Here is a 24,173-nt window from a genome sequence, read left to right as displayed (position 1 = left end):
GCCCCCCAAGTCCCCCAAATCGAGCGTCAGGCTAACGAGTTGAACGTTGGACTGTGGCTGGGAACGGGCGATTAGCACCATCGGGTGACACAGCGGCATCCACGGGCCTCTGCCGGGGCCACACCCATGCACCGGGTACCTCGGTACTCCACCGGAGCACGGCCGACCCTCGCCGGCTTCCCGGACGTTGCGGCCGGCGGGCCGCCGGGGCAGACAGAAGGGGCGCACCTTCCGGTGCGCCCCTCTCGTCCCGTCCGGCTCGCGGTCCCCGCTACTCCGCCGTCGCGTTCGGCAGATCCGCCACCGTCGCCGTCACATCGTGCTCCGGCACCGCCTCGCCCGCCCTGATCAGCTCGATCCGGCCCATGACCTTGGCCCGCAGGTCGACCGGCACGTCGTCATGGCCGCAGCAGCGCTTGACGAGCTTCTTCACCGCCTGCTCCAGGCCGTACTTCTCCAGGCAGGGTGAGCACTCCTCGAAGTGCACCTCAAACTTGGTGCAGTCGGCATCGGGCATCTCACGGTCGAGGAACTCGTAGAGATGATCGAGTACCTCCGCGCAATCCGTCTCGTGCGGCTCTCCGCAGCTCATGAGCCCGAGCCTTTCCGATCGTTCGTCGACTCCCCGGCGCCGGCCGGCACCAGCCCGCGCTCACGGGCGTAGTCCTCGAGCATTTCGCGCAACTGGCGGCGGCCCCGGTGCAGTCGGGACATCACCGTCCCGATGGGCGTTCCCATGATGTCCGCGATCTCCTTGTAGGCAAAGCCCTCCACGTCCGCCAGATAGACGGCGATGCGGAACTCCTCGGGGATCGCCTGCAGGGCTTCCTTCACGTCCGAGTCCGGCAGATGGTCGAGCGCCTGCGACTCGGCGGAGCGCAGGCCCGTCGACATGTGCGACTCGGCGCGCGCGAGCTGCCAGTCCTCGATCTCCTCGGCGGCACTGCGCTGCGGCTCTCGCTGCTTCTTGCGGTACGAGTTGATGAAGGTGTTCGTGAGGATGCGGTACAGCCAGGCCTTGAGGTTGGTGCCTTCGCGGAACTGGTGGAAGGAGCCGTACGCCTTCGCGTACGTCTCCTGTACGAGATCCTCGGCGTCGGCCGGATTGCGCGTCATGCGCAGCGCGGCCGAGTACATCTGGTCGAGGTAGCCGAGCGCGTCCCGCTCGAATCGTGCGTTGCGCTCGGCGGCCGTCTCGTCCGTGCGATCGTCCGTGCGGCCGTCGTCGGTCCCAGTGACCGGACCCACCTCCTCCAACGCTGTGGCGAGACCGAAACCGGACCCGCTCGAATCGGAGGATAGACGACCAACCGCTCCGCCCGCCGCCCGAACGGGGGTCGCCTTGGGCGCAGGCAGCACCGTCCAGTCCAGGTCAGCGGCCTGCGACCTGCTCGGGCAGATGGTCGAACCCATGCGACGGACTCCCTCTCCACGTACGTGTGCTGACGTCCGGCTCAACAGAGGTCGCGCCCGTAGCTATTCCCGGCCCGTCACCGCCCGGCCGGGCGGAGGCCGGTGATCCACTTCCGTACTCCGTCGACCACCACCGCCAGCGCCTCCTCCTGGGTCAGCGCCGCCCGCTTGGGCACGGAGAGTCCGTGATCGGCCGACTCGACCTCGATCAGCTCGTACCCCCCTTCGGGAAACTCCTCCGGCTTGCCGAAGGGGTCGTTGCCGCCCTGCACGACGAGTACGGGCACTCCCGCGCCGAGCAGCTCATCGGCCCGTGACCTCTCCGGCCTTCCCGGGGGATGCAGGGGAAAGCTCAGCGCGAGCACGGCTCGGGCGCCCAGCTCGCGCGCGGTACGGCAGGCCACACGCGCCCCGGCACTGCGCCCGCCCGCGACGATCGGCAGCCCCTCCTTCTCCAGCGCCGGCCACAGGCCCCGCCAGCCGGTGTCCAGGGTGCTGGGCGCGGGCGCGACCTTCTTGCCCGCCAGCCGCCACGGCTGTTCCACCAGGGCGACGGTCACCCCGGCGGCGGGCAGCCCGGCGGCGAGCGCCTGCAGGTCGCGCGCCCCGATGCCGCCGCCCGCCCCATGGCTGACGGCGAGCACGTGCCGGGCCTTGCCCGTGGCCGGGTGCCAGGTGATGCGCGCGTCACCGGCGGGCGTCTCGACGATCTCGCTCCGTGTCACGTCAGCAGTGTCACATCACGCGTTCCCGAAGTCTCAGAACAGCGTGCCGACCTCGGGAGCCGCCAGCTCCTCCAGCAGCTCCGGCCCGTTGTTGCGGACGTTGCTGACCGCCGTCGTCACCGGATACGCCCGCATCAGCCCGGCCGGCGGCGGAGCGAGCAACTCACGCAGCTCGTCGACGTCGGTGCGCGAGGGGTCGAGCCATGCGTCCCAGCGGTCCTCGGTGAGCATCAGCGGCATCCGCGGGTGAATGTCCGACAGCGAGTGCGGGCCTTCGGCGGGCGCGACGGCCAGGGGGCCGGTCTCCGCCTCCGTCGTGATAACCGAGCAGGTGACCCACCAGGACTGCGGATGGTCGTCGGGCAGTGTCCGGTCGCGCCAGAACTCGTACAGACCTGCCATCGCGAAGACCGAGCCGTCGGCGGGGGTGACGAAGTACGGCTGCTTGCGCGGCCTCTTCTTCCTGCCCTGCACCTCCAGCTCCCGCTCCTCGGTGCCGGTGACCCACTCGTAGTAGCCGTCGGCGGGCAGGATGCACCGACGGGCCAGGAAGGGCCTGCGGTACGACGGCTTCTCGTGCACGGTCTCCGCGCGGGCGTTGATCATCCGGGCCGCGCCCTCGGGGTTCTTGGCGAAGGACGGGACGAGTCCCCACTTGAGTGTGCGCAGCTGGCGAACCGGACGGGGGTCGTCCGCGTCCTTCAGAGGACGTTCGAGGACCGCGTGGACCTCTTTCGTGGGGGCGACGTTCCAGTCGGGGGCCAGGGTCTCCGCCGGCTCCCACTTCTCGACCTGAAAGAGTCCCGTCAGGTCCTCGGGCCTGCGACTCGCTGCATACCGTCCGCACATAACTGCCACACTGCCACGACCCCGACTCTCCCGAGGAGCCACCCCGGAAATGGCCACCACCGATGTTCTCGGCACCCAGCCGGCACCTGACCAGTGGCTGGTCATAGGAACGGCCGTACTCGCCCTCGTCGCGGTCGTGCCGCACTCGCTGTGGCGGCTGTCCCGCAACGCGATCACGATCGCCCACGAGGGCGGGCACGGCCTGATCGCCCTGGTCACCGGCCGCCGCCTCGACGGCATCCGGCTCCACTCCGACACCAGCGGCCTCACCGTCAGCCGGGGCAGGCCGACCGGTCCCGGCATGATCCTCACCGCGGCCGCGGGCTACACCGCCCCGCCGCTGCTCGGCCTCGGCGGGGCCTGGCTGCTCGCCGCGCACCGCATCACGCTGCTGCTGTGGGTGGCGACGGCCCTGCTGATCGTGATGCTGGTCATGATCCGCAACGCGTACGGGGCGCTGACGGTGATCCTCACCGGTGCGGCCTTCCTGCTGGTGTCCTGGCTGACCGGCCCGGCGGTGCAGGCGGCGTTCGCCTATGCCGCGGTGTGGTTCCTGCTTCTCGGCGGTGTACGGCCCGCCTTCGAGCTGCAGTCGAAGCGGCGGCAGGGAGGGGCGCCCGACTCGGACGCGGACCAGCTCTCCCGGCTGACCCATGTGCCGCCCGCGATGTGGCTCTTCCTCTTCCACGCCGTGGCGCTGTGCTCGCTGATCGGCGGCGGCCGCTGGCTGCTCGGCCTGTGACCGGCCGCCGGCGGCTCGGCCCCTGACCGGCGGGCGAGTGGCTGGGCCGCGTTCTCGAACCGGCGCCGCCCGCCGGGCGGGGCTCGCGGCGTCCGGTGCGTGCAGTCGCAAGGCGGTGGGGCACCGCCCAGCGGTGGCTGGGGGAGATCGCCCTCGTACCGGACGTACGCGGACGACTCCGACGACGCAACGCGTGTGCGTGTGCGTGTGCGTGCCGGGGGTATCTCCCCGGCGAAGCTCCGGGAGAGTCGCGAGCCGGGCGGCAGTCCGAAAGCACGGCCCGGGCCCGTGCCGGACCGTGGAACAGCCCGGGTCCTCGCGGCCCACTAAAGTGATGGCCATGACCGACAGCCCCGTGCACCCCGCCCTCTGGCCCGCCCCTCACGCGAGCGGGCCCGTCGACGCGACGGTCACCGTGCCCGGATCCAAGTCGGTCACCAACCGCGGACTGGTGCTCGCGGCGCTGGCCGCCGAGCCGGGCTGGCTGCGCCGCCCGCTGCGCTCCCGTGACACCCTGCTGATGGCCGAGGCGCTGCGGACGATGGGCGTGGGCATCGAGGAGCAGGTCTCCTCCAGCTCGACCTCTACGGGCGGCGCCGACAGCGGCGAGGCCTGGCGGATCATTCCGGCCGGGCTGCACGGCCCCGCCACCGTCGACGTGGGCAACGCCGGCACCGTGATGCGCTTCCTGCCGCCGGTCGCCGCCCTCGCCGACGGCCCCGTCCGCTTCGACGGCGACCCTCGCTCGTACGAGCGACCGCTCGGCGGAGTGATCAACGGTCTGCGCGCGCTGGGCGCCCGGATCGACGACGACGGCCGCGGTGCGCTCCCGATGACCGTGCACGGCGGCGGCGCGCTGGACGGCGGACCGGTCGAGATCGACGCCTCCTCGTCGTCGCAGTTCGTGTCCGCCCTGCTGCTCTCCGCGCCACGCTTCAACCAGGGCGTCGAGGTGCGGCACGTGGGCTCCAAGCTCCCCTCGATGCCGCACATCCGGATGACCGTCGACATGCTGCGTACGGTCGGCGCGCAGGTCGACGAGCCGGAGACCGGCGGTGAGCGGAACGTGTGGCGGGTGCGCAGCGGCGCACTGCTCGGCCGTGATCTGACCGTCGAGCCGGATCTGTCCAACGCCCAGCCCTTCCTCGCCGCGGCGCTGGTGACCGGCGGCCGGGTCACGATTCCGGACTGGCCGGAGCACACCACCCAGCCCGGTGACGCACTGCGCGAGATCTTCACCGAGATGGGCGGTTCGTGCGAGCTCGGTGACACCGGTCTGACGTTCACCGGCACCGGCCGGATCCACGGCATCGATGTCGACCTGGGCGAGGTGGGTGAGCTGACTCCCGGCATCGCGGCGGTCGCCGCTCTCGCCGACTCCCCCTCGACGCTGCGCGGCGTCGCGCATCTGCGGCTCCACGAGACCGACCGCCTGGCCGCGCTCACCAAGGAGATCAACGAGCTGGGCGGCGATGTGACCGAGACCGAGGACGGGTTGCACATCCGGCCGCGCCCGCTGCACGGCGGGGTGTTCCACACCTACGACGACCACCGGATGGCCACGGCCGGCTCGATCATCGGTCTTGCCGTCGCGGGTGTGGAGATCGAGAACGTGGCGACGACCGCCAAGACCCTGCCCGACTTCCCCAGGATGTGGACCGACATGCTCGCGGGCAACTGAGCGGGGACGGCAAGAAATGCGCCGCTACGGCAAGCACACCGACGAGGACGACATCCGCCAGCGCCCCAACCCGAAGGGCAACCGTCCCCGTACGTCCATCCGCCCCAAACACGAGGACGCCGCGGAGGGCATGGTCCTGACCGTGGACCGCGGCCGGCTCACCTGCCTCGTCGACGGCCGTACGGTCATGGCGATGAAGGCCCGCGAGCTGGGCCGCAAGGCGGCCGTGGTCGGTGACCGGGTCGAGCTGGTCGGAGACATGACGGGCAGGAAGGACACCCTGGCCCGCATCGTCCGTATCGGGAAGCGCTCGTCCGTCCTGCGCCGCACGGCCGACGACGACGATCCGTACGAGCGTGTTGTCGTCGCCAACGCCGACCAGCTGGCCATCGTGACGGCTCTCGCCGATCCGGAACCACGGCCCCGGCTGATCGACCGTTGTCTGGTCGCCGCGTTCGACGGTGGTCTGGAGCCGCTGCTGGTGCTGACCAAGTCGGATCTCGCGCCGCCCGAGACGCTTCTGGAGCTGTACGGCGCGCTGGACATCCCCTATGTCGTGACCTCCCGCGAGGACCTGTACGACGGGGACGCCGCCGACCGGGTGCGCGAGTACATCGACGGCCGGATCACCGCCTTTGTGGGGCACTCGGGCGTCGGCAAGACGACCCTGGTCAACGCGCTCGTGCCGGAGGACCGACGGCGCAGCACGGGCCGTGTCAACGCGGTCACGGGCCGCGGCCGGCACACCACGACGTCGGCGCTGGCGCTGCCGCTCGCGGACGAGGGGGGCTGGGTGATCGACACCCCCGGTGTGCGGTCCTTCGGGCTGCACCATGTCGATCCGTCGCGGGTGATCCAGGCCTTCCCCGATCTGGTGCCGGGCACGGAGAGCTGCCCGCGCGCGTGTTCCCACGACGAGCGCGACTGCGCGCTGGACGAATGGGTGGCTCAGGGAAACGCCGATCCTGCGCGTCTCTATTCACTGAGGCGGCTGCTTGCCACGCGTGAGCGTCGCGAAGGCGACTGAGCGGGGGCCTGCCGGAAACCGGCCGGGCCCTCGAGTCCGGACGGGGTGAAGCGCGGGGCGACGCGCGGGCGACGCACGGGTGACGCGCGGACGACGCGCAGAGCCGGCGGCCGATGCGCGTTTGCAGGCGACCGCGGTTGGTAAGTGCATAATCGCACCAAGTGAGACGAAGCAGTCACCGACGCGGGAGGCACTGACGATGGCGTGGCTGCTCGTAGTGGTCGCCGGGCTCCTGGAGACCGGATTCGCGGTCTGCCTGAAGCTGTCGCACGGCTTCACCCGCCTCTGGCCGACGATCGCGTTCTGCGTCTTCGCGCTCGGCAGCTTCGGCCTGCTCACGCTGTCGCTGCGAAAGCTCGACGTGGGCCCCGCGTATGCGGTGTGGACGGGCATCGGCGCCGCGGGCACCGCGATCTACGGAATGATCTTCCTCGACGAGGTCGTCTCCACCCTGAAGCTCGTCTCGATCACTCTGGTGATCGCCGGGGTCATCGGCCTGCAGCTCTCGGGCTCGAGCCACTGACGGCGTTGCGGACCAGCTGACCGACCCCCTCGGGCGCGGGCGCGACGACGCACGAGAGTGCGAGCCGAACGGCCAGCTCACAGCGCTGGGCGAGGTCGGCCGCCTCCTCCTTCGTACGGCTCCGGGCGCCCTGTTCGAACGCGGCGAACGAGCGGTCGCGTACCGCCGCCGCCAGATCGGCGGGCGCGGGATGCCCGGCGTCCGCGCGCCGCTGTGCGGGAACCCCGACCACGCGCGCGGCCGGGTGGGCGGCGCGCGGTGCGGGGAGCCGCTCACCCCAGCAGCCGGTGAGCAGGGCACGCAGGAGCGGTCTGGCGCGGGCCTCGCCGACGGTCCACTCGGCGACCGCGACCAGCCGCTCGGCGCTGCTCGCGGAACGGTCCCCGAGCAACAGCCGGTCCACACCGTGCAGATACGCGTCGGCCTCGCGCCGCAGGAGCGCGCGGGCGAGACCGTCCTTGCTGCCGAATTCGTTGTAGAGGGTCTGCCGTGAGACTCCGGCGGCGAAGGCGACGTCGACCATCCGGATCCCGGACCAGGGCAGGTCGGTGAGCGCGGTGAGAGCGGCGTTCAGAAGTGCTTCTCGCGCAGTGGGCATCGTCGCCTCCTGGGCAGGCCACCCGGGCCCTGCGGCTCTGTGCTCAGAGTTGACGGACGGCCACGCGCTGTCAAGAGGCCCTGCGGTACGCCCCGTTCCGCAGCCCGGGCAGCGCGGGCGGCCACCCGCGGGTCCCCGGCCTCCGGCCCCGGCCGGGAAACCCACGGACAACCCGGCGATGCCCCAGCACCCCGGGGGCCCACCCCCGGACCCCCGGCCCGGAAACCCACGGACAACCCGGCGATAGAGTTCGACCATGGCCGACTATCACGATGATCTGCGTCTCGCCCATGTCCTCGCGGACGCCGCCGACGCGGCGACGATGGACCGGTTCAAGGCGCTCGACCTCAAGGTCGAGACCAAGCCGGACATGACCCCGGTGAGCGAGGCCGACAAGGCGGCCGAGGAGCTGATCCGGTCCCAGCTCCAGCGCGCCAGGCCGCGTGACGCGATCATCGGCGAGGAGTACGGCATCGAGGGCACCGGGCCGCGGCGATGGGTGATCGACCCGATCGACGGCACGAAGAACTACGTCCGGGGCGTCCCCGTCTGGGCGACCCTGATCTCCCTCATGGAGGCCGGGGAGGGTGGCTACCAGCCGGTCGTCGGCGTGGTCTCCGCGCCCGCCCTGGGCCGCCGCTGGTGGGCGGCGAAGGACAGGGGCGCCTACACGGGACGCAGCCTCTCCTCCGCCACCAGGATGCACGTCTCCAACGTCGGTGAACTCTCCGACGCATCGTTCGCGTACTCCTCGCTCAGCGGCTGGGAGGAGCGGGGGCGTCTCGACGGCTTCCTGGATCTGACCAAGGAGGTCTGGCGTACGCGTGCGTACGGCGACTTCTGGCCGTACATGATGGTCGCCGAGGGCTCTGTGGACATCTGTGCCGAGCCGGAGCTCTCCCTGTGGGACATGGCCGCGAACGCGATCATCGTGCAGGAGGCGGGCGGCGTCTTCACCGGTCTTGACGGCACTCCCGGACCGCACAGCGGCAATGCGGCGGCCTCGAACGGCCTGCTGCACGAGGAGCTGCTGGGCTATCTCAACCAGCGCTACTGACGCCGCCTGCGGCGTGACCTGCGCGCTTCAGAATTCGACATGAGGGACGTCGAGGCCCATCGCACCCGTCTGCCGGTCCTCCGGGACCGCGTGTCCGTCGCCGCGCCACGGACCCGGTGAGCGAGGACACCATGGACTCGCCCGTGAGGACGCCACGGACCGGCTGAGGAAGGGGCGCGCGGGCCGGACTCGGAACAGCGATCCGGACCGCCTTCGCTGCCTCCGGCCCCGCATGGTCCGGCCCTCGGCGCCTGCAACGCCTGACGGACCGACGGCCGGGCGCGACCTGGCCCGACAGCGATTCCGGCGGCGCCCCGGACCAACAGCGCACCCGGCGGAAGGGCCGTTCAATACCAGCGCCGCTGATCCGGTACGCCTCGGGCGCCCTCGGCGAACCACGCGCTCCCCCTTGTTCGCTTCGCGAATCACTGCGACTCTGAGAGTCCCCCTACTTGTGAACTTGTGAATCGGTTCTCGTTGAACCGTTCACCAAGGAGGTGGCTCCATCCATGCTCGTCCGTGACGCCATGAGCACGGTGGTCCTCACCATCGGCCCGGCACACACTCTCCGGCAGGCGGCCCGGCTGATGTCCGCACGCCGCGTCGGAGCGGCCGTCGTGCACGATCCGGAGACCAGCGGCCTCGGGATTCTCACCGAGCGCGACATCCTGAACTCGCTCGGCGCCGGTCAGGACCCGGACCGGGAAACCGCAGGCACCCACACCACGACCGACGTCGTCTTCGCCGCGCCCGCCTGGACGCTGGAGGAGGCAGCGGAGGCCATGACGCACGGCGGCTTCCGCCATCTCATCGTGCTCGACAGCGGCGGCGCCATCGGCGTCGTCTCCGTACGCGACATCATCAGGTGCTGGGCACCGGCCCGGCATCGCGCGACGGCCGCCACGGTCGCGGGATAGAAGGCACAGCGCACGCGAGAGGGCCGGAACCCTGAACGGGTTCCGGCCCTCTCTTCGCCGACAAGCGGTTCCAGTGCTGGTGGATCAGCCGCGCAGGGCCTGGACCGCGGCTCCCAGCCGCTTGCCGAAGTCACCGTCCGCCTGACGGAAGTTGTCCACCGCCCGCTCGGCGATGTCGTCGCGCGAGACCTTGGCGATGAAGCCCGCCAGATTGTCGACGAGGCGGCCCTTCTCGTCCTCGGGCATCAGGCGGTAGAGGTTGCCCGCCTGGACGAAGTCGTCGTCCTCGGAGTGCGAAGGGGCCGCGTGGTCACCGGTCACCCCGGAAACCGGAGTCGGCCGCCAGAGCGCACTGTCCGTCTGGAACGGGCCGCCGAAGCTGTTCGGCTCGTAGTTCTTGGCACCCTTGTGGCGGCCGTCGTACAGGAAGCCGTCACGGGAGTTCGTACGCGCCTCGGCGGCGTGCGGACGGTTCACCGGGAGGTGGTCGGCGTTGATGCCGACGCGATAACGGTGCGCGTCGCCGTACGCGAAGAGCCGGCCCTGGAGCATCTTGTCCGGGGACGGGCCGATGCCCGGCACGAAGTGGGCGGGGCTGAAGATCGACTGCTCGACCTCGGCGAAGATGTTCTCCGGGTTGCGGTTGAGCTCCAGCTTGCCGATCTCGATCGGCGGGTAGTCCTCGTGCGGCCACACCTTGGTGAGGTCGAACGGGTTGAAGCGGTAGGCCGCCGCCTCGGCCGCCGGCATGATCTGCACCTGCACGGTCCAGCTCGGGAAGTCACCGCGCTCGATGGACTCACGCAGGTCGCGCTGGTGGCTGTCGGGGTCGACACCGGAGAGGCGGTTGGCCTCGTCCGTGGTGAGATTCTCGATGCCCTGGTCGGTCTTGAAGTGGTACTTGACCCAGAAGACCTCGCCGGCCTCGTTGTTCCACTGGTACGTGTGCGAGCCGTAGCCGTTCATGTGACGGTACGAGGCCGGGATTCCGCGGTCGCCGAACAGCCACGTCACCTGGTGGGTGGACTCGGGCGACAGGCCCCAGAAGTCCCAGACGTTGTCGGCCTCCTGGCTGCCCGTGTACGGGTCGCGCTTCTGGGTGTGGATGAAGTCCGGGAACTTGATGGCGTCCTTGATGAAGAACACCGGGGTGTTGTTGCCGACGAGGTCGTAGTTCCCCTCCTCGGTGTAGAACTTCAGCGCGAAACCGCGCGGGTCGCGGACCGCGTCGGCCGAGCCGAGATTGCCCGCGACGGTGGAGAAGCGCAGGAAGGTCTCGGTCCGCTTGCCCACCTCGGAGAGGAACTTCGCGCGGGTGTACCTCGTGACGTCCGCGGTCACCGTGAACGTGCCGTAGGCAGCGGCACCACGCGCATGGACGACGCGCTCCGGGATGCGCTCACGGTTGAAGTGCGCGAGCTTCTCGAGCAGCAGCTGGTCCTGTACGAGGACCGGACCGCCGGCTCCCGCGGTCTCGCTGTTCTGATTGTCGGCGACCGGCGCGCCGGCCTCCGTGGTGAGCGGTCCCTGGGTCATGTGCGCCTCCTGCATGTGCTGCGTGTCCTGCGTCATCGACGGCAAATCCCGTCCCTCGGCGATGCCGGTTCCGATCCTATATTAGACATTGTCTAGGTCAAGGTGGCATCCAAAGTCACACCTGTTCGGGACCTGGTTCCACCGACTGTTAGGCTTGTCTGTATGAGTGACCTGTTGGGACGACTGCGCGGACGCGGCTGGCGTATGACCGCGCAGCGGCGCGTCGTGGCCGAGGTCCTCGACGGCGACCACGTACACCTGACCGCCGACGAGGTGCATGCGCGCGCCGTCGAGCGACTGCCGGAGATCTCCCGGGCGACCGTGTACAACACGCTGGGTGAGCTGGTGTCGCTGGGCGAGGTCCTGGAAGTCACGACGGACCGCCGCGCCAAGCGGTACGACCCGAACGCGCACCGTCCGCATCAGCATCTGGTCTGCGCCCGCTGCGGCGCGATCCGCGACGTCCACCCGACGGGAAACCCGCTCTCGGACCTGCCGGACGCGGAGCGTTTCGGCTTCACGGTCTCCGACGTCGAGGTCACCTACAGGGGCGTCTGCCCGAACTGCGCCGGCGCATAAGCGGCCCGGGGGCGCGCCCTGCGCACCCCCGGCGCGGCGCCGAAGCGGTAATGCGGAAGCGGTAATACAGCCCGGAAACACGGAAAACACCGGAGCCGGGATCCTTCTCAGGATCCCGGCTCCGGTTTCAGTAGCGGGGACAGGATTTGAACCTGCGACCTCTGGGTTATGAGCCCAGCGAGCTACCGAGCTGCTCCACCCCGCGTCGGTGAACCCAACAGTACGTCACCGTGCGGACCAGAGCAAATTGATAACCGTTCGCCTGTTCGCCATACGCACGCTCGCCCCGCAGCGGTGCCACTGCGGGACCGCCAGGGCCTCTCCTTCGGAACTTGCCGGGCTCGCGTGCCCTGGCGCCGCACCTCGCTGCCTTGTCGTCGGTCGCCCACGCCCCTCGGCTACCGCTGGGAGGTGCCCCCACCGCGTGGACTCCCTCCTCCGCCTTGCGATGCACGCCGCCGGACCCCGCTCACGGCCTGATCCAGCGAAAGACCCTAGGCCGTGAGCTCCTGGTGGAGCGCCTGGCGCAGCGCCTCCGCCCGCTTCGCGACCTCCGCCGGCCCCAGCTCGACGGCCTGCGCACACCACCGCTGCCCCTCGGCGAGCTCCCCCCGCCGAGCGGCGAGCAGCGCGAGCCGCAGTGCGGCCCGGCCGTGCCCGGCACGGGCGGCGCGCGTCCACCACAGAGCCGCCTCGCGCTCGTTGCCCTCACGCGCGAGCAGCAACCCGAGGTTGAACGCGCCGTTACGGCTGCCCGCCTCCGCGGCCTCCCGGTACCACCGCGCCGCATCCGCGAGGTCACCGCGCGCCGCCGCCAGCATGCCGACCCTCACCTGCGCCCGCCGGTGGCCCTGCTGAGCGGCCCGCTCGTACCACTCCTCGCACTCGCTCTTCTCGTGCACCGGCTCCCCGAGCGCCGGTGCCCCCTGCGAGGGCTGGCGTGCGTCGAGCACGGTCGCGAGCCGGAACGCCGCCTCGGCACTGCCGCTCCCTGCCGCGCAGCGCAGATGCCGCTCCGCCTCCCGCTCCTCACCGTCGCGCAGGCACGCCATGCCGACCTGGAGCGCGGCCTCGGTGTGCCCGGCCGCGGCGGCGCGCTCGTACCAGCACAGGGCCGTACGGTCGTCGTCCCGGCCGGCGTACAGGATGCCGAGGTTGAACGCGGCGTCCACGCTGCCCGCCTCTGCGGCCTTGGAGAACCAGGGCTCCGCACCCGTCGCGTCACCGGACTGCAGCAGCAGCACCGCGAGCGCGTTGGCGGCCTCGCGGTGGCCGGCGTACGCGGCACGGCGGTACCACTGCTCGGCCTGGGCCGTACGGTCCTGGGCGGCGCAGAGCAGGCCGAGGTTGTACGCGCCGTTCACGTCGCCCGCGTCCATCGCCGCGCGATACCAGCGCTCGGCCGTCTGCTGCTCACCGCGTGCAGCGTGCAGAGCACCGAGCGCATTGGCAGCGTTGCCATCGCCGTCCTGCGCGGCCCGCAACCACCACACGGCCGCGCTCTCCTCGTCACCCGCGTCCCTCAGCAGGAATCCCAGCGCGCACGCGGCCCGGGCCTCGCCCTCCTTGGCGGCCGTGAGGTACCAGCGCCCCGCCTCCTTCATCTCGCCACGGCGCTCCAGGATGACCCCGAGATGCAGCGCGGCCCGCCGGTGGCCCCGTGCGGCGGCCTGCCGGTACCACTGCTCGGCCTCCAGCCGGGCTCCGGCCGCTCGGGTGCCGGTGACGGGGCCCTTGGCCCGGCCTGTGCCGGTGGCGGGGTTCTTGTCGCTCTCCCCGACCGCGGCGGTCCCGCCGGGTCCGGAGCGCGGGACGGAGGGCACCCCACGCCCGGAGGCACCACCGCCCGCTTCCCGTCCGGCACCTGGGCCGAGTCCCTCGGACGCGGGCCGGGCCGCACGGACACCGGAGGAGGACGCGTCGCGCTCCAGCGCCCGCGCGAGGCGGTACGCCGCCTCCCGGTGGCCCTGTTCCGCAGCGGCGCGCAGCCAGCGCTCCGCGCCCGGCTCGCTGCGGTGCTCCAGCAGGTCGGCCAGTGCGTACGCCCCCAGGGCGTGGCCCTGCTCTGCGGACTGGCGCAGCCAGTACTCCGCGGCCGGCTCGTCGCCACGCTCCCGGAAGTGCCTGCCGAGCGCGTGCGCCGCTGCCGCCGAGCCCGCGACGGCGGCGATGCGCCACCAGCCCGCCGCCTCGTCGGCGTAGCCGCGCTGATGGAGCAGTACCCCCAGATTGTTCGCGGCGGCCCGGTCGCCCTCCGCCGTCGCGCCGCGCAGATAGGGCTCAGCGCCGTCGAGGTCTCCTCGGCGCAGCAGCATGGCCCCAAGGACGCTCATGGACGCGATGTCCCCGGCATCGGCCGCGCGACGGTGCCTGGCCTCGGCCTCCGCCTCTGCCGACTCGACGGTGTCACCCGCGCCTGCGGACTCGACGGACTCCACGGAGTCGACGGCCTCGGCCGGTCCGGCGGCCGCGGTGAGTTCAGCGGTCACGGCGGACGCCAGGGCCTCGACGGGCTCGGCAAGCCCCAGGGCGCCTGCCGCAGCCACGGCATCGATCCCGACCGCTTCCCTCTCGGTCCCGGTATGCCGCTGCGCAAAACGCCCTGTCTCCAACAGAGTTGCCCTGTCCCCCATAAATTCCATCGTCGCACCACCTGCAACCCGCGTACACCTGGTATACCGCAGCCAGTGAGGTCACTTCAGCGTTTTGTCGACATGCCCACAGAGAGACAAGTCAAACACGTCTCGCCCCAACTCCCCCTGTCCGGCACGCGGTTCTCGCGATCGCACATGAAGAAGGCCCGGATCCTGATGGATCCGGGCCCTCGACTTCAGTAGCGGGGACAGGATTTGAACCTGCGACCTCTGGGTTATGAGCCCAGCGAGCTACCGAGCTGCTCCACCCCGCGTCGTTGTGGAACAACCTTACCACGGCGCGTGACGGGTCCTGCCCGGCGTCCCTACGGCCGCCGGGCAGCCCCTCGGGCGGCTACCTGCCCGGCCTCCCTACGGCGTCGGCTGCGGCTGTGCCGCGGCCGCCCGCTCCAGCGCCGCCTGCAGGTCCGCCTGGGCCCTGCCGTACGCCGTCCAGTCGTTCTTCTTGAGCGCGGCCTGGCCCTCCTCGTACGCCTTCTGGGCGTCCGCGATGGCCTGCTTGAGCGCCGCGTCACCGGTGGCCGGCGGCTTCGTCGTATCGCTCGGCGGCGGTGGTGTCGTGGGCGGCTGCTCGGCGCCGTCGACACCGAAGACCGCGTTCAGCGCCTCCGCCAGGCTGTCCTTGAAGACCGGCTTGCCGCCGTACGACACGGCCACCTTCTTGAGCAGCGGATAGTTCGCGCTGCCGCCGCGCGCGTACACCGGCTCGATGTAGAGGAACCCGCCGTCGAGCGGAACCGTGAGCAGGTTGCCGTACTCGATGTCCGAGTCCGTACCCCTGAGGTCACGGACGAACGTCGCGACCTCCGGCACACCGTTCAGCTCGGACTGCACCTGCTGCGGCCCCTGGACGGTCGACGTGACTCTCAACAGCCTTATCGATCCGTACTTGCCACTGGTCGCGTCGGCGTCGACCGCCATGAACGCGCCCAGGTTGGGACGGCCACTCGGTGTGAACGTCGTCGTCAGCGAGAACCTCTGGTCGGAGTCACCGGGCATCTTGAGGCTCAGGTAGTACGGCGGGACCGTCCTGCCGTCCTTGTTCGTCGGGTCGTCCGGCACCTGCCACGCGTCGCTGCCGCTGTAGAACTGCTCCGGATCGGTCACGTGGTAACGGGTGAGCAGCTCACGCTGGACCTTGAACATGTCCTGCGGGTAGCGCAGATGGGCCTTCAGGTCCGGCGCGATGTCGCTCTTCGGCTTCACCGTGCCGGGGAACGCCTTCATCCAGGTCTTGAGGACCGGGTCCTCGGTGTCCCACTCGTACAGGTCGACCGTGCCGTCGTAGGCGTCGACGGTCGCCTTCACCGAGTTGCGGATGTAGTTGACCTGGTTCTGCTGCGCGACGACGGCACGCTGGCTGTCGGTCAGCGAGTCGGCCGTCGTGTCGCCCAGCGTCGTACGCGATGCGTAGGGGTAGCCGTTCGTCGTCGTGTAGGCGTCGACGATCCACTTGATCCGGCCGTCGACCACGGCCGGGTAGGCGTCGCCGTCGATGGTGAGCCAGGGGGCCACCGCCTCGACGCGCTCCTTCGGCGTGCGGTTGTAGAGGATCCGCGAACCCTCGCCGATCGCTCCGGAGTAGAGGATCTGCGGCTCGCTGAACGCCACCGCGTAGGCCGCGCGGTTGAACGCGTTGGAGAGGTTGACCCCGCTCTTGCCCTTGTAGCTGGTGGTCTCCTCACCGTTCTTCTCGTAGTCGAGCTCCTTCTGCGGACCGCCCACGATCGAGTACTGCTCGGTCTTCTCGCCGTAGTAGATCCGCTGCTCGTACTTGCCGAACAGGCCCTTCGTCGGCAGTCCGGACTCGATGAAGTCGGGCGAGCCGACCGTCCCCTGGTCCTCGTCCGTGATCGTGTTGGTGCCCTTGGCCGCGATCGCGCCGTAGCCGTGGGTGTACGTGAAGTGGTCGTTGATCCAGTTGCGCTTCGGGATGCCCTTGATGTTGAGCTCGCGCAGACCGATGACTGTGTCCTGCGGCTTCCCGTCCGGGCGGTTGTACCGGTCCACGTCCAGGGTCGCGGGGAACTGGTAGTACTTCCGCTCCTGCTGGAGCTGCTGGAAGGCGGGCGAGACGACGTTGGAGTCGACCAGCCGGTAGCTGGCGGCCGAGTCGGCCTGCTCGCGCTGCTGCGCCTTGCGCTTCGGGTCGCCCTTGCCCGAATAGTCCTCGGCCTTGGCCCGGTCGATGCCGTACGCCTTGCGCGTGGCATCGATGTTCTTCTGGATGTACGGGGCTTCCTTGGCCTGCTCGTTCGGCTGGACCTGGAACTTCTGCACGATGGCCGGGTACAGACCGCCGATCAGGATCGCCGACAGCACCATGAGGCCGAAGCCGATCACGGGCAGCTGCCAGGTGCGGCGCCACAGCGTCGCGAAGAACAGCACGGCGCAGATCACGGCGATGCAGAAGAGAATCGTCTTCGCCGGCAGATACGCGTTGGCGTCGACGTACCGCAGACCCGTCCAGTTGCCGGCCGCCTTGAAGTCACTGGACTTCACTGCCAGTCCGTACCGGTCCAGCCAATAGGCGACGGCCTTGAGAGCGACGAAGAAACCGAGCAGGACCGAGAGATGGCCGGTGGCAGCGGCGGTCGCCCGCGCTCCCGGGCTGGTGATACGCAGTCCGCCGTACAGATAGTGGGTGAGCGCGGCGGCGATCAGCGAGAGCACGGCGGCCGCGAATCCGAACCCGAGCAGGAAGCGGTACCAGGGCAGATCGAACGCGTAGAACGACACGTCCATCCGGAACTGAGGGTCCTTCTGCCCGAACGGCACGCCGTTGACCCACATCAGCCAGGTGCGCCACTGGGAGGAGGCGGAGGCTCCGGCGATCAGTCCGACGAGCGCGGTGATCGCGAGGAGCACCCACTTCTTGTACGGAGCGATGCCCATCCGGTAGCGGTCGAGGCTCTGCTGCTCCAGGGACATGGCGCTCAGCGGCGGGCGCAGCCGGTGCGCGAGCCAGATGTTCACCCCGACCGCGGCGGCCATGAGCAGGCCGAAGACCGCGAAGAGACCGATCTTGGTCCAGAGGGTGGTGGTGAACACCGACGAGTACTTCACCGAGCGATACCACAGCCAGTCGGTCCAGAACCCGGCGAACATGACGAATGCCATGGCCAGGATGGCCAGCACACCCAGTGTCATGAGCAGGGTCCGGACGCGCCGGGACGGCCGACCGACTCTGATCCGTGGCCCGCTAGGGCCTCCGCCGCGGTCCGGCATCTGGAAAGCCAACGTGCGCCCCTCGAGTTCGCGGTTTTGTGTAACGCCTGCGGACGCAGGTGCGCCGCGGGTGAATCAGGCCCACGCGATCGTAGGGCCCACTCCTGCAACTTACTGAGGCTTTACCTAGTTCCCGACTCCGGGTCCGGAGGAGGCAGGATATTGACCATGTCCAACGTTTCCCCCTCAGGCCCTCCGATGGCCGCGAGCCCGCTCACACGAGCGGTGCTCGAGATCGACGAATACGCGTCCGGCCTCGGCTGGGACCAGCCGGCGAGACTCTTCGCCCTCGTCGACACCGCACAGCTGCGCACCCAGGAGCCGGGCCTCGCGGCCCAGCTCGGTCTCGACGAAGGGGACACGGCCGCTCCGCTGACCCCGGTCGAGCAGGACGAGGTTCCGTCCGACACCCCCTTGGACGAGTTCCTCGCGACGATCGCATGGCCCGACGCGGTGGCGGGGTGTGCCCTGACCGTGGAGCGGCTGATGCTGCCGCCGTCCGCCGAGGCTTCCGTACCCGAGGGTCTCGACGAGGCCGGTCTGGCGAAGTGGGTCGCCGGTCATCCGGACCGGCAGGAGGTCCGGATGACGGTCGCGGTGCTGCGCGACGGCGCGCGCGAGTCGGCGCTGCGGCTGCGCGAGAAGGACTCCCCGAATGAGGTGCTCACCGGGTCGGACCTGGTCCCGGGGCTGGCCGAGGCCCTGTCGGCGACATTCGAGGTGTAGTCGCGGCTGGGGGCGCGCCCGGCACGGGGTGCGCCCCCCCTGCGCGAGGCCGGAGGTCAGCCCTTCGAGCAGCTCGGCAGGCCCGCGGTGTCGCCGCTGCGGATCTTCTCCAGGGACTTTGTGGCGTCGTCGATCGTCTTGACCCTGACCAGGGTGAGCCCGTCGGGGGTGTCGGAGGCCGCGGCCCGGCAGTTGTCGCTGGGCGTCAGGAAGTACTCCGCGCCCGCGTTCCGCGCGCCGACCAGCTTCATCTCGATACCGCCGATCGGGCCGACCACGCCCTTCTCGTCGATCGTGCCGGTGCCCGCGATGAACTTGCCGCCGGTCAGATCGGCGGGGGTGAGCTTGTCGACGATGCCGAGCGCGAACATGAGCCCGGCACTCGGGCCACCCACATCGGCGAGCTTGATGTCGACGGTGAACGGGAACGTGTGGTCCGTGCCTGCCGCGATGCCGACGATGGCCCGGTCCCCCTCGTCCGACTTCGCGGTGGTCATCGAGACGTCCTGTGTCGCGGGCAGCTCCTTGCCCGCCTTCTCCGCCGCGGTCGCCTCGTCGGCCGGAACGACGGAGAAGACCACCTTGTCGCCCGGCCGGTGCTTGGTGACCAGCTTGGCGACATCGTCCGGCCCCTTCACCGGGGTGCCGTCCACCGCCTTGATCACATCACCGGCGTGCAGCGCGCCCTGGGCAGGGGTCGCCTTGCGGACGGAGGCGACAACCACCCGGGTGCTGACCGGGATCCCCAGCTCCCGCAGCGCTGCCACCTTCGCGCTTTCCTGGGACTGGCTGAACTCCTCGGCGTTCTCCTGGTTGGACTGCTCCTCCGTCTTTCCGTTCGGATAGAGAGTCTCGTGCGGCACCACGACGTTGTCGTGGGCCAGCCAGCCGTAGACGACCTCTGCGATGTTCATCCGGTATTCGGCGCCGGTGACCCGAACAGTTGTCATGTTCAGATGCCCGGACGTCGGGTACGACCGGCGGCCGGAGATCTGCAGAACCGGCTCCCCGCCGGAGTTGCCGAGGGTATTGACCGTCGGCCCGGGTGTCATCTCGGAGTAGGGCGGCGTCAGGAACACGCCGACACAGAGCAGCACAATGAGGACGAGGGTGGAGGCGAGCATCGTCGCTGTGCGGCGTGGCATGGAACGACAGTACGGGACCGGTGCGTCAGTCCACCCGTCGGCCCGGTCCGTACGGGGCGTGCGACGGCGGCGTCGTCAGGCGGCGTCCGAACCGGCGTCGGGCTTCTCCATCGCGTCCCGGAACCGGGCGTAGCCCGCGAGCTCGGCGACGTCCCCGGTGGACCGGTTGCGAGAGGCCCAGCCTCCCCATATCGCCGCACCGACGGCAGCGACAAGCGGAATCAGCAACCAGGCAAGTGCCGCCATCCTGACCTCCCGACCCCATGAGCTGGACTCCACTGCACAGCTGACCGATCAGCAGATTAACCATCCGTCGGTTCAACGCTGGTGCCAGGGGGGCGGTTACGCAAATCGGCCCTTCCGACCGCCAACCGGGTTGCCCGCTCGCAGAGCGCCGACGCCGGGCTTCCGGCGCCGGCCCCTGTCCGCCGATCGGGTTACGCGGCGGGCCTGCCGGAGTCGCCGCCGAAGCCACGGCCCGTCCCCCGGCCTCGGTACGGAACCTCATTCGTGCCGTCCGGGAACCATCGGTGCTTCCCGCGCGTGGACCGGGCCTCAGCAGGATCCGACCCACTCCTCCGTACCGTCCGAGAACCGCTGGTGCTTCCAGATCGGAACCTCGTGCTTCAGGTCGTCGATCAGCTTCCGGCAGGCCTCGAACGCCTCCCCCCGATGCGGACACGAGACCGCGACGACCACGGCGAGGTCCCCGACCTCCAGGTCACCCACACGGTGGACGGCCGCCAGGGCGCGGACCGGGTACTGCGCGGCGACCTTCTCCGCGATGCGGCGCATCTCCGCCTCTGCGGTGGGATGGCACGAATAGCCGAGCCTGTCCACGTCCGCGCCGCCGTCGTGGTTGCGCACGGTGCCGACGAACAGCGCCGTGCCGCCGGCCGCCTCGTCGCCGACCGCGCGGAAGACCTCGTCGACGGAGAGCGGGGCGTCGCGGATCTCCAGCAGCCTGATGGGGTCCGCCGCGGCCTGCTCGCCGGGGTGCTCGTTCGTGCGTGCCATGGCCCCATCGTGCCGCACCCCACTGACAACGGGAAATGGCGCTTTCGCCCGGGCGGACCGGGCAGCGGTTGGAGCCTCCTACAGGCCGGGCGAGGAGCTCGCTCGGCCGGGCAGCGTCGTCGACGGCCGCGTCGCTACAGGGACCCCGCTACAGGCCGCGTCGCTTGCGAGCCCGCCGCACCAGAGCCGCGGTGCCCAGCAGCGCGACGGTCGCGCCCGCGGCACCGGCGGCGGCCGTGGCGTCCTTGCGGCCGAGACGGCGGCCCGCGACGGTGTGCCGGCCCTCCACCTCCTCCAGGAGCGTGGCGAGCACCTCTTCGTTGGTCCACTGTGGCCGCCAGCCCGCGTCGTGCAGCCTGCCGACACTGACCACCCAGGGGTGCATCGTGTAGGCGAGGTCCCCCGCCGGTGAGGGCGTGAGGCCGATCCGGTGCAGCCGGGCCGCGGCGCCGAGCGCCACCGCAGAGGGCAGCTCCATGCGACGGATGCCGCTGAGCTCCTCCACCTCCTCCTGCTCCAGCCAGCCGTCGCAGCCGACCGCGAACTCCCCGTCGGCCTTCTCCAGGGCCGCGTACTCCAGGGCGCTCACCAGGTCGTCGACATGGCAGAACTGCCACGTGGGGCGGGAGCCCGCGACCACGAGCAGGCGCGGCGACTCGAAGTACCGGGTGAGGGCCGTGTCGGTACCGCCCACCAGGACGGCGGGCCTCACCACCGTGACGTTGAGGCCGGGGTGCGCGCGGGGCGCGCGGCGGCCCAGTCGCTCGATCTCCAGCAGGTCGCCGACGCCGGTGGCCTCGGCCGTGGCCCGCAGCTCCGCGTCCTCGGACAGCGGGATGTCGTTGTCGGGCAGCGCCCCGTAGACCATGGTCGAGGTGCACAGGACGACCCGGTGGACGCCCGCGGCGGCGGCCGCGGTGAGCACGGTCTGGGTGCCGCGGACGTTGTAGGCGGTGCGGGCCGCCGGGTCGGTCTCCAGGTCCAGATCGAGCGCCAGGTGTACGACGACGTCGGCGCCGCGCAGCTTCTCGGCGATCGCCGGGTCGCGGACGTCGAGGATGTGCCAATGGGCCTCCGGGACGTCGCCGCGTCTCTCGTCGATGGCGACGACCTGCTTGATCTCTTCCGAGGCGGCGAGGCGCCTGGTCAGCAGGTCGCCGACGCCCGACGCGGCGCCGGTGACCGCGACCACGGGGCCGCGCCCCGCGGCCGGGGTTGAGTGGTTTCGCGCTGCGCGAACCTGCGGATCTGGGGAACTCACCAGGCGTCTCCAGCGGTTGTCTTCAGTACGTACGCGAAACACGCGCACGCACCAGGTGGCGTCCATCCTGCCGCAGGCCGCGGGCCCGCGGAGCACTGAGCCCTCATCCGGCTCGGATGTCCGGCCGGCAGCGGCCGGCCGGGACGGGAGAAGGAGCGGGCCGGGGGCGGTGCCCGGCAAGGCGGAGCGAGAAGTCGGCGCGGTGACGACACCGCCCGGGCCCACGGGGGCCACGGGAGCGCCGGCGACTGGTGAAACCGCAGCCGGGCGTCAGCCGACGGCCCGCGACACCACCACCGCCGGCCGGGCCCCGCTTAGGCTGGTGGTGTTGTCGGGCAGTCGCCGCCGGCAGAAAGCCGGCGGCCCTACGAGCCGAGGAAACCCGTGAGTGACACCCCATTCGGATTCGGCCTTCCGCCGGAGGAGCCGGAGAACGGCGACGAAGGCAAGAAGAAGGACCCCGCCGGAGGTGGGCAGGGTTCCGGCGGCGGCCAGGGCCCGGCCAACCCCTTCGGGTTCCCGGGCGCCGGAGCGGGCGGTCCGGGCGGCGGGGACAATCCGTTCGCCGCGATGTTCGGTTCGCTGAACCCGAACGACCTCGGCGCGGCCTTCCAGCAGCTCGGCCAGATGCTGAGCTACGAGGGCGGCCCGGTGAACTGGGACATGGCGAAGCAGATCGCCCGCCAGACGGTCTCGCAGGGCACTCAGGACGGCACGAAGGACGCGAGCGTCGGCCCTGCCGAGCGCTCCGCCGTCGAGGAGGCCCTGCGGCTGGCCGACCTGTGGCTGGACGGCGCGACCTCGCTTCCTTCCGGAGTCGGCACCGCAGTGGCGTGGAGCCGCGCGGAGTGGGTCGAGGCGACCCTTCCCGCGTGGCAGCAGCTCGTCGACCCGGTCGCCGAGCGTGTGGGGCTCGCCATGGGCGATGTGCTGCCCGAGGAGATGCAGGCGATGGCCGGCCCGCTGATCGGCATGATGCGCTCCATGGGCGGCGCCATGTTCGGCCAGCAGATCGGTCAGGCCATCGGAGTGCTCGCGGGCGAGGTCGTGGGCTCGACGGACATCGGTCTGCCGCTCGGCCCGGCCGGCAAGGGCGCGCTGCTTCCCCTGAACGTCGAGACGTTCGGCAAGGACCTCGGAGTCCCCAGGGACGAGGTGCGCCTGTACCTGGCCCTGCGCGAGGCGGCCCATCAGCGGCTCTTCGCCCATGTGCCGTGGCTGCGCTCCCACCTCTTCGGCGCCGTCGAGGGGTACGCGCGCGGGATCAAGGTCGACACGACCAAGCTGGAGGACGTGGTCGGCCAGTTCGACGCGGCGCATCCCGAGCAGTTGCAGGAGGCCCTCCAGCAGGGCATGTTCCAGCCGGAGGACACCGCGGAGCAGAAGGCGGCGCTCGCCCGGCTGGAGACGGCGCTCGCACTGGTCGAGGGCTGGGTGGACGCGGTTGTGCACGATGCCGCCAAGAACCGGCTGACCTCCGCGGACGCCCTGCGCGAGACCTTGCGCCGGCGCCGTGCCACGGGCGGGCCCGCCGAGCAGACGTTCGCCACGCTGATCGGTCTCCAGCTGCGTCCGCGCCAGCTGCGGGACGCTTCCCGGCTGTGGGCATCGCTCACCGATGCGCGCGGGCTCGACGCCCGTGACGGCCTGTGGGCGCACCCGGACATGCTGCCCACCGCGTCCGACCTGGACGACCCGGACGGCTTCGTCCACCGTGAGCAGCTCGACTTCTCCGAGCTCGACAAGATGCTCGGCGAGGCCGCCAGGGGCCGGGGTGAGGACGGCAAGGGCCAGGGTGAGCCCGGCCGCCAGGACGAGCCCGGTGAGGACCAGCCAGGACACGGCGGCAAGGACGACGGCGACAAGTGAGCCTGTACGACGACGCGGTCCGCGTGCTGAAGGAGTACGAGGACCAGGAGCCGCTGCGCCAGGCGTACCTGGATCATCTGGCCGCGCACCCGGACGGGATGTGGAAGGCGTGCGGGGCCGGGCATCTGACGGCCAGTGCACTGGTGGTCGACCCCTCGCGCGGCCGTGTACTGCTGACGCTGCACAGGAAGCTCGGCATGTGGCTGCAGATGGGCGGCCACTGCGAGCCCGGTGACGTCTCGCTGGCGGACGCGGCCCTGCGCGAGGCGACCGAGGAGTCCGGCATCCGCACACTGACGCTGCTGCCCGGCGGTCCGGTCGCGCTGGACAGCCACCCGATCCCGGCGCCCTGTCACCGGCATCTCGATGTGCAGTACGCGGCGGTCGCGGCGCCGGACGCGGTGGAGGCGATCAGCGACGAGTCGCTGGACCTGCGCTGGTTCGCGTACGACGAGGTGGCGGCCGTGGCCGACACCTCCGTCGTGCAGTTGCTGGACCGCACCCGCGCCCGGCTGAGCGGCACGCGCTAGTTGTATTGCCCTGTGAGGTTGGGGACGCGGCTGGCGGGTGGTTTGCCTGCGAGCGCGGTGTGTCCGCGGTGGTGATTGTAGGTGTGCAGCCATTGC

22 protein-coding genes and 2 tRNA genes are annotated in these 24,173 nt (G+C 70.7%); 10 read left to right on the top strand and 14 right to left on the bottom strand.

The genetic code is table 11. The features are described 5' to 3' along the window. Positions 1 to 271 precede the first annotated feature (271 nt). The 4 genes from rsrA to ACFU5O_RS28420 form a co-directional block, all read right to left on the bottom strand. Positions 272 to 592, bottom strand: a complete 321-nt coding sequence (gene rsrA / locus ACFU5O_RS28435) for a mycothiol system anti-sigma-R factor (protein WP_384244863.1) — start codon at positions 590 to 592, stop codon at positions 272 to 274. Continuing rightward, positions 589 to 1,248: a sigma-70 family RNA polymerase sigma factor gene (locus tag ACFU5O_RS28430; protein WP_384244862.1), complete on the bottom strand. Its 660-nt coding sequence runs from the start codon at positions 1,246 to 1,248 to the stop codon at positions 589 to 591. Before ACFU5O_RS28430 ends, rsrA begins: the two co-directional genes overlap by 4 nt. 242 nt (positions 1,249 to 1,490) lie before the next feature. Continuing rightward, positions 1,491 to 2,138, bottom strand: a complete 648-nt coding sequence (locus ACFU5O_RS28425; protein WP_384244861.1) for an alpha/beta family hydrolase — start codon at positions 2,136 to 2,138, stop codon at positions 1,491 to 1,493. 33 nt (positions 2,139 to 2,171) lie between these two features. Next, complete coding sequence (locus ACFU5O_RS28420) at positions 2,172 to 2,987, bottom strand: SOS response-associated peptidase (RefSeq protein ID WP_384244860.1); 816 nt, start codon at positions 2,985 to 2,987, stop codon at positions 2,172 to 2,174. 49 nt (positions 2,988 to 3,036) lie between these two features. Between ACFU5O_RS28420 and ACFU5O_RS28415 the strand changes: the two genes are divergently transcribed. The 4 genes from ACFU5O_RS28415 to ACFU5O_RS28400 all read left to right on the top strand — a co-directional run bounded on the left by ACFU5O_RS28415 (position 3,037) and on the right by ACFU5O_RS28400 (position 6,960). After that, positions 3,037 to 3,729, top strand: coding sequence for a M50 family metallopeptidase (locus ACFU5O_RS28415; protein ID WP_384244858.1), 693 nt, complete (start codon positions 3,037 to 3,039; stop codon positions 3,727 to 3,729). Between the two features lie 340 nt (positions 3,730 to 4,069). Continuing rightward, positions 4,070 to 5,410, top strand: a complete 1,341-nt coding sequence (gene aroA, locus ACFU5O_RS28410; RefSeq protein ID WP_384244857.1) for a 3-phosphoshikimate 1-carboxyvinyltransferase — start codon at positions 4,070 to 4,072, stop codon at positions 5,408 to 5,410. A gap of 16 nt (positions 5,411 to 5,426) precedes the next feature. Then, the gene (rsgA, locus tag ACFU5O_RS28405) at positions 5,427 to 6,437 is read left to right on the top strand and encodes a ribosome small subunit-dependent GTPase A (RefSeq protein ID WP_384244856.1); all 1,011 of its coding nucleotides are present in this window, start codon (positions 5,427 to 5,429) and stop codon (positions 6,435 to 6,437) included. A 199-nt stretch (positions 6,438 to 6,636) separates the two neighbouring features. Continuing rightward, a complete protein-coding gene (locus ACFU5O_RS28400; RefSeq protein WP_384244854.1) occupies positions 6,637 to 6,960 on the top strand; it encodes a DMT family transporter in 324 nt (107 codons plus the stop codon). Here ACFU5O_RS28400 and ACFU5O_RS28395 read toward each other — a convergent pair. Continuing rightward, on the bottom strand, positions 6,926 to 7,558 hold the full coding sequence (locus tag ACFU5O_RS28395; protein ID WP_384244853.1) for a TetR/AcrR family transcriptional regulator: 633 nt from the start codon (positions 7,556 to 7,558) through the stop codon (positions 6,926 to 6,928). The genes ACFU5O_RS28400 and ACFU5O_RS28395 overlap by 35 nt on opposite strands. Before the next feature lie 256 nt (positions 7,559 to 7,814). Here ACFU5O_RS28395 and hisN point away from each other — a divergent pair, with 256 nt between their 5' ends. Then, a complete protein-coding gene (gene hisN / locus ACFU5O_RS28390; RefSeq protein WP_384244852.1) occupies positions 7,815 to 8,615 on the top strand; it encodes a histidinol-phosphatase in 801 nt (266 codons plus the stop codon). A gap of 509 nt (positions 8,616 to 9,124) precedes the next feature. Continuing rightward, on the top strand, positions 9,125 to 9,532 hold the full coding sequence (locus ACFU5O_RS28385; protein ID WP_384244850.1) for a cyclic nucleotide-binding/CBS domain-containing protein: 408 nt from the start codon (positions 9,125 to 9,127) through the stop codon (positions 9,530 to 9,532). An 84-nt stretch (positions 9,533 to 9,616) separates the two neighbouring features. Here the strand turns inward: ACFU5O_RS28385 and ACFU5O_RS28380 are convergent, their stop codons facing one another. Beyond that, positions 9,617 to 11,068, bottom strand: a complete 1,452-nt coding sequence (locus tag ACFU5O_RS28380) for a catalase (protein WP_384244849.1) — start codon at positions 11,066 to 11,068, stop codon at positions 9,617 to 9,619. A 162-nt stretch (positions 11,069 to 11,230) separates the two neighbouring features. On the opposite strand from ACFU5O_RS28380, the gene ACFU5O_RS28375 reads away from it, so the two are divergent. Beyond that, positions 11,231 to 11,647, top strand: a complete 417-nt coding sequence (locus tag ACFU5O_RS28375) for a Fur family transcriptional regulator (protein ID WP_384244847.1) — start codon at positions 11,231 to 11,233, stop codon at positions 11,645 to 11,647. A 131-nt stretch (positions 11,648 to 11,778) separates the two neighbouring features. Here ACFU5O_RS28375 and ACFU5O_RS28370 read toward each other — a convergent pair. From ACFU5O_RS28370 to ACFU5O_RS28355, 4 genes are all read right to left on the bottom strand, one after another. Next, a tRNA-Met gene (locus ACFU5O_RS28370) sits at positions 11,779 to 11,852 on the bottom strand. Between the two features lie 289 nt (positions 11,853 to 12,141). Next, a complete protein-coding gene (locus tag ACFU5O_RS28365; RefSeq protein WP_384244846.1) occupies positions 12,142 to 14,289 on the bottom strand; it encodes a sel1 repeat family protein in 2,148 nt (715 codons plus the stop codon). A 192-nt stretch (positions 14,290 to 14,481) separates the two neighbouring features. Further along, positions 14,482 to 14,555 (bottom strand) — tRNA-Met (locus ACFU5O_RS28360). A 97-nt stretch (positions 14,556 to 14,652) separates the two neighbouring features. Next, positions 14,653 to 17,529: a UPF0182 family protein gene (locus ACFU5O_RS28355; RefSeq protein WP_384245005.1), complete on the bottom strand. Its 2,877-nt coding sequence runs from the start codon at positions 17,527 to 17,529 to the stop codon at positions 14,653 to 14,655. A 168-nt stretch (positions 17,530 to 17,697) separates the two neighbouring features. Between ACFU5O_RS28355 and ACFU5O_RS28350 the strand changes: the two genes are divergently transcribed. Next, positions 17,698 to 18,255 (top strand): PPA1309 family protein, encoded by a 558-nt coding sequence (locus ACFU5O_RS28350; RefSeq protein ID WP_384244844.1) that lies wholly within the window; start codon positions 17,698 to 17,700, stop codon positions 18,253 to 18,255. Positions 18,256 to 18,311: 56 nt separating this feature from the next. On the opposite strand, the gene ACFU5O_RS28345 is transcribed toward ACFU5O_RS28350, so the two are convergent. From ACFU5O_RS28345 to ACFU5O_RS28330, 4 genes are all read right to left on the bottom strand, one after another. Further along, positions 18,312 to 19,400, bottom strand: coding sequence for a PDZ domain-containing protein (locus tag ACFU5O_RS28345; RefSeq protein WP_384244843.1), 1,089 nt, complete (start codon positions 19,398 to 19,400; stop codon positions 18,312 to 18,314). A 75-nt stretch (positions 19,401 to 19,475) separates the two neighbouring features. Then, the gene (locus ACFU5O_RS28340) at positions 19,476 to 19,646 is read right to left on the bottom strand and encodes a hypothetical protein (protein WP_384244842.1); all 171 of its coding nucleotides are present in this window, start codon (positions 19,644 to 19,646) and stop codon (positions 19,476 to 19,478) included. Positions 19,647 to 19,955: 309 nt separating this feature from the next. Continuing rightward, positions 19,956 to 20,417, bottom strand: a complete 462-nt coding sequence (locus ACFU5O_RS28335; RefSeq protein WP_384244841.1) for a molybdenum cofactor biosynthesis protein MoaE — start codon at positions 20,415 to 20,417, stop codon at positions 19,956 to 19,958. 148 nt (positions 20,418 to 20,565) lie between these two features. Continuing rightward, a complete protein-coding gene (locus tag ACFU5O_RS28330) occupies positions 20,566 to 21,678 on the bottom strand; it encodes an SDR family oxidoreductase (protein WP_384244839.1) in 1,113 nt (370 codons plus the stop codon). Positions 21,679 to 22,062: 384 nt separating this feature from the next. Here ACFU5O_RS28330 and ACFU5O_RS28325 point away from each other — a divergent pair, with 384 nt between their 5' ends. Beyond that, complete coding sequence (locus ACFU5O_RS28325) at positions 22,063 to 23,547, top strand: zinc-dependent metalloprotease (RefSeq protein ID WP_384244838.1); 1,485 nt, start codon at positions 22,063 to 22,065, stop codon at positions 23,545 to 23,547. Further along, complete coding sequence (locus ACFU5O_RS28320) at positions 23,544 to 24,077, top strand: NUDIX hydrolase (protein ID WP_384244837.1); 534 nt, start codon at positions 23,544 to 23,546, stop codon at positions 24,075 to 24,077. Before ACFU5O_RS28325 ends, ACFU5O_RS28320 begins: the two co-directional genes overlap by 4 nt. Positions 24,078 to 24,173 lie beyond the last annotated feature (96 nt).

The organism is Streptomyces sp. NPDC057445, from assembly GCF_042802855.1.
GTDB lineage: Bacteria > Actinomycetota > Actinomycetes > Streptomycetales > Streptomycetaceae > Streptomyces.
The sequence above is the reverse complement of the archived record's forward strand: the minus strand, read 5'-3'. Positions and strand labels throughout refer to the sequence as shown.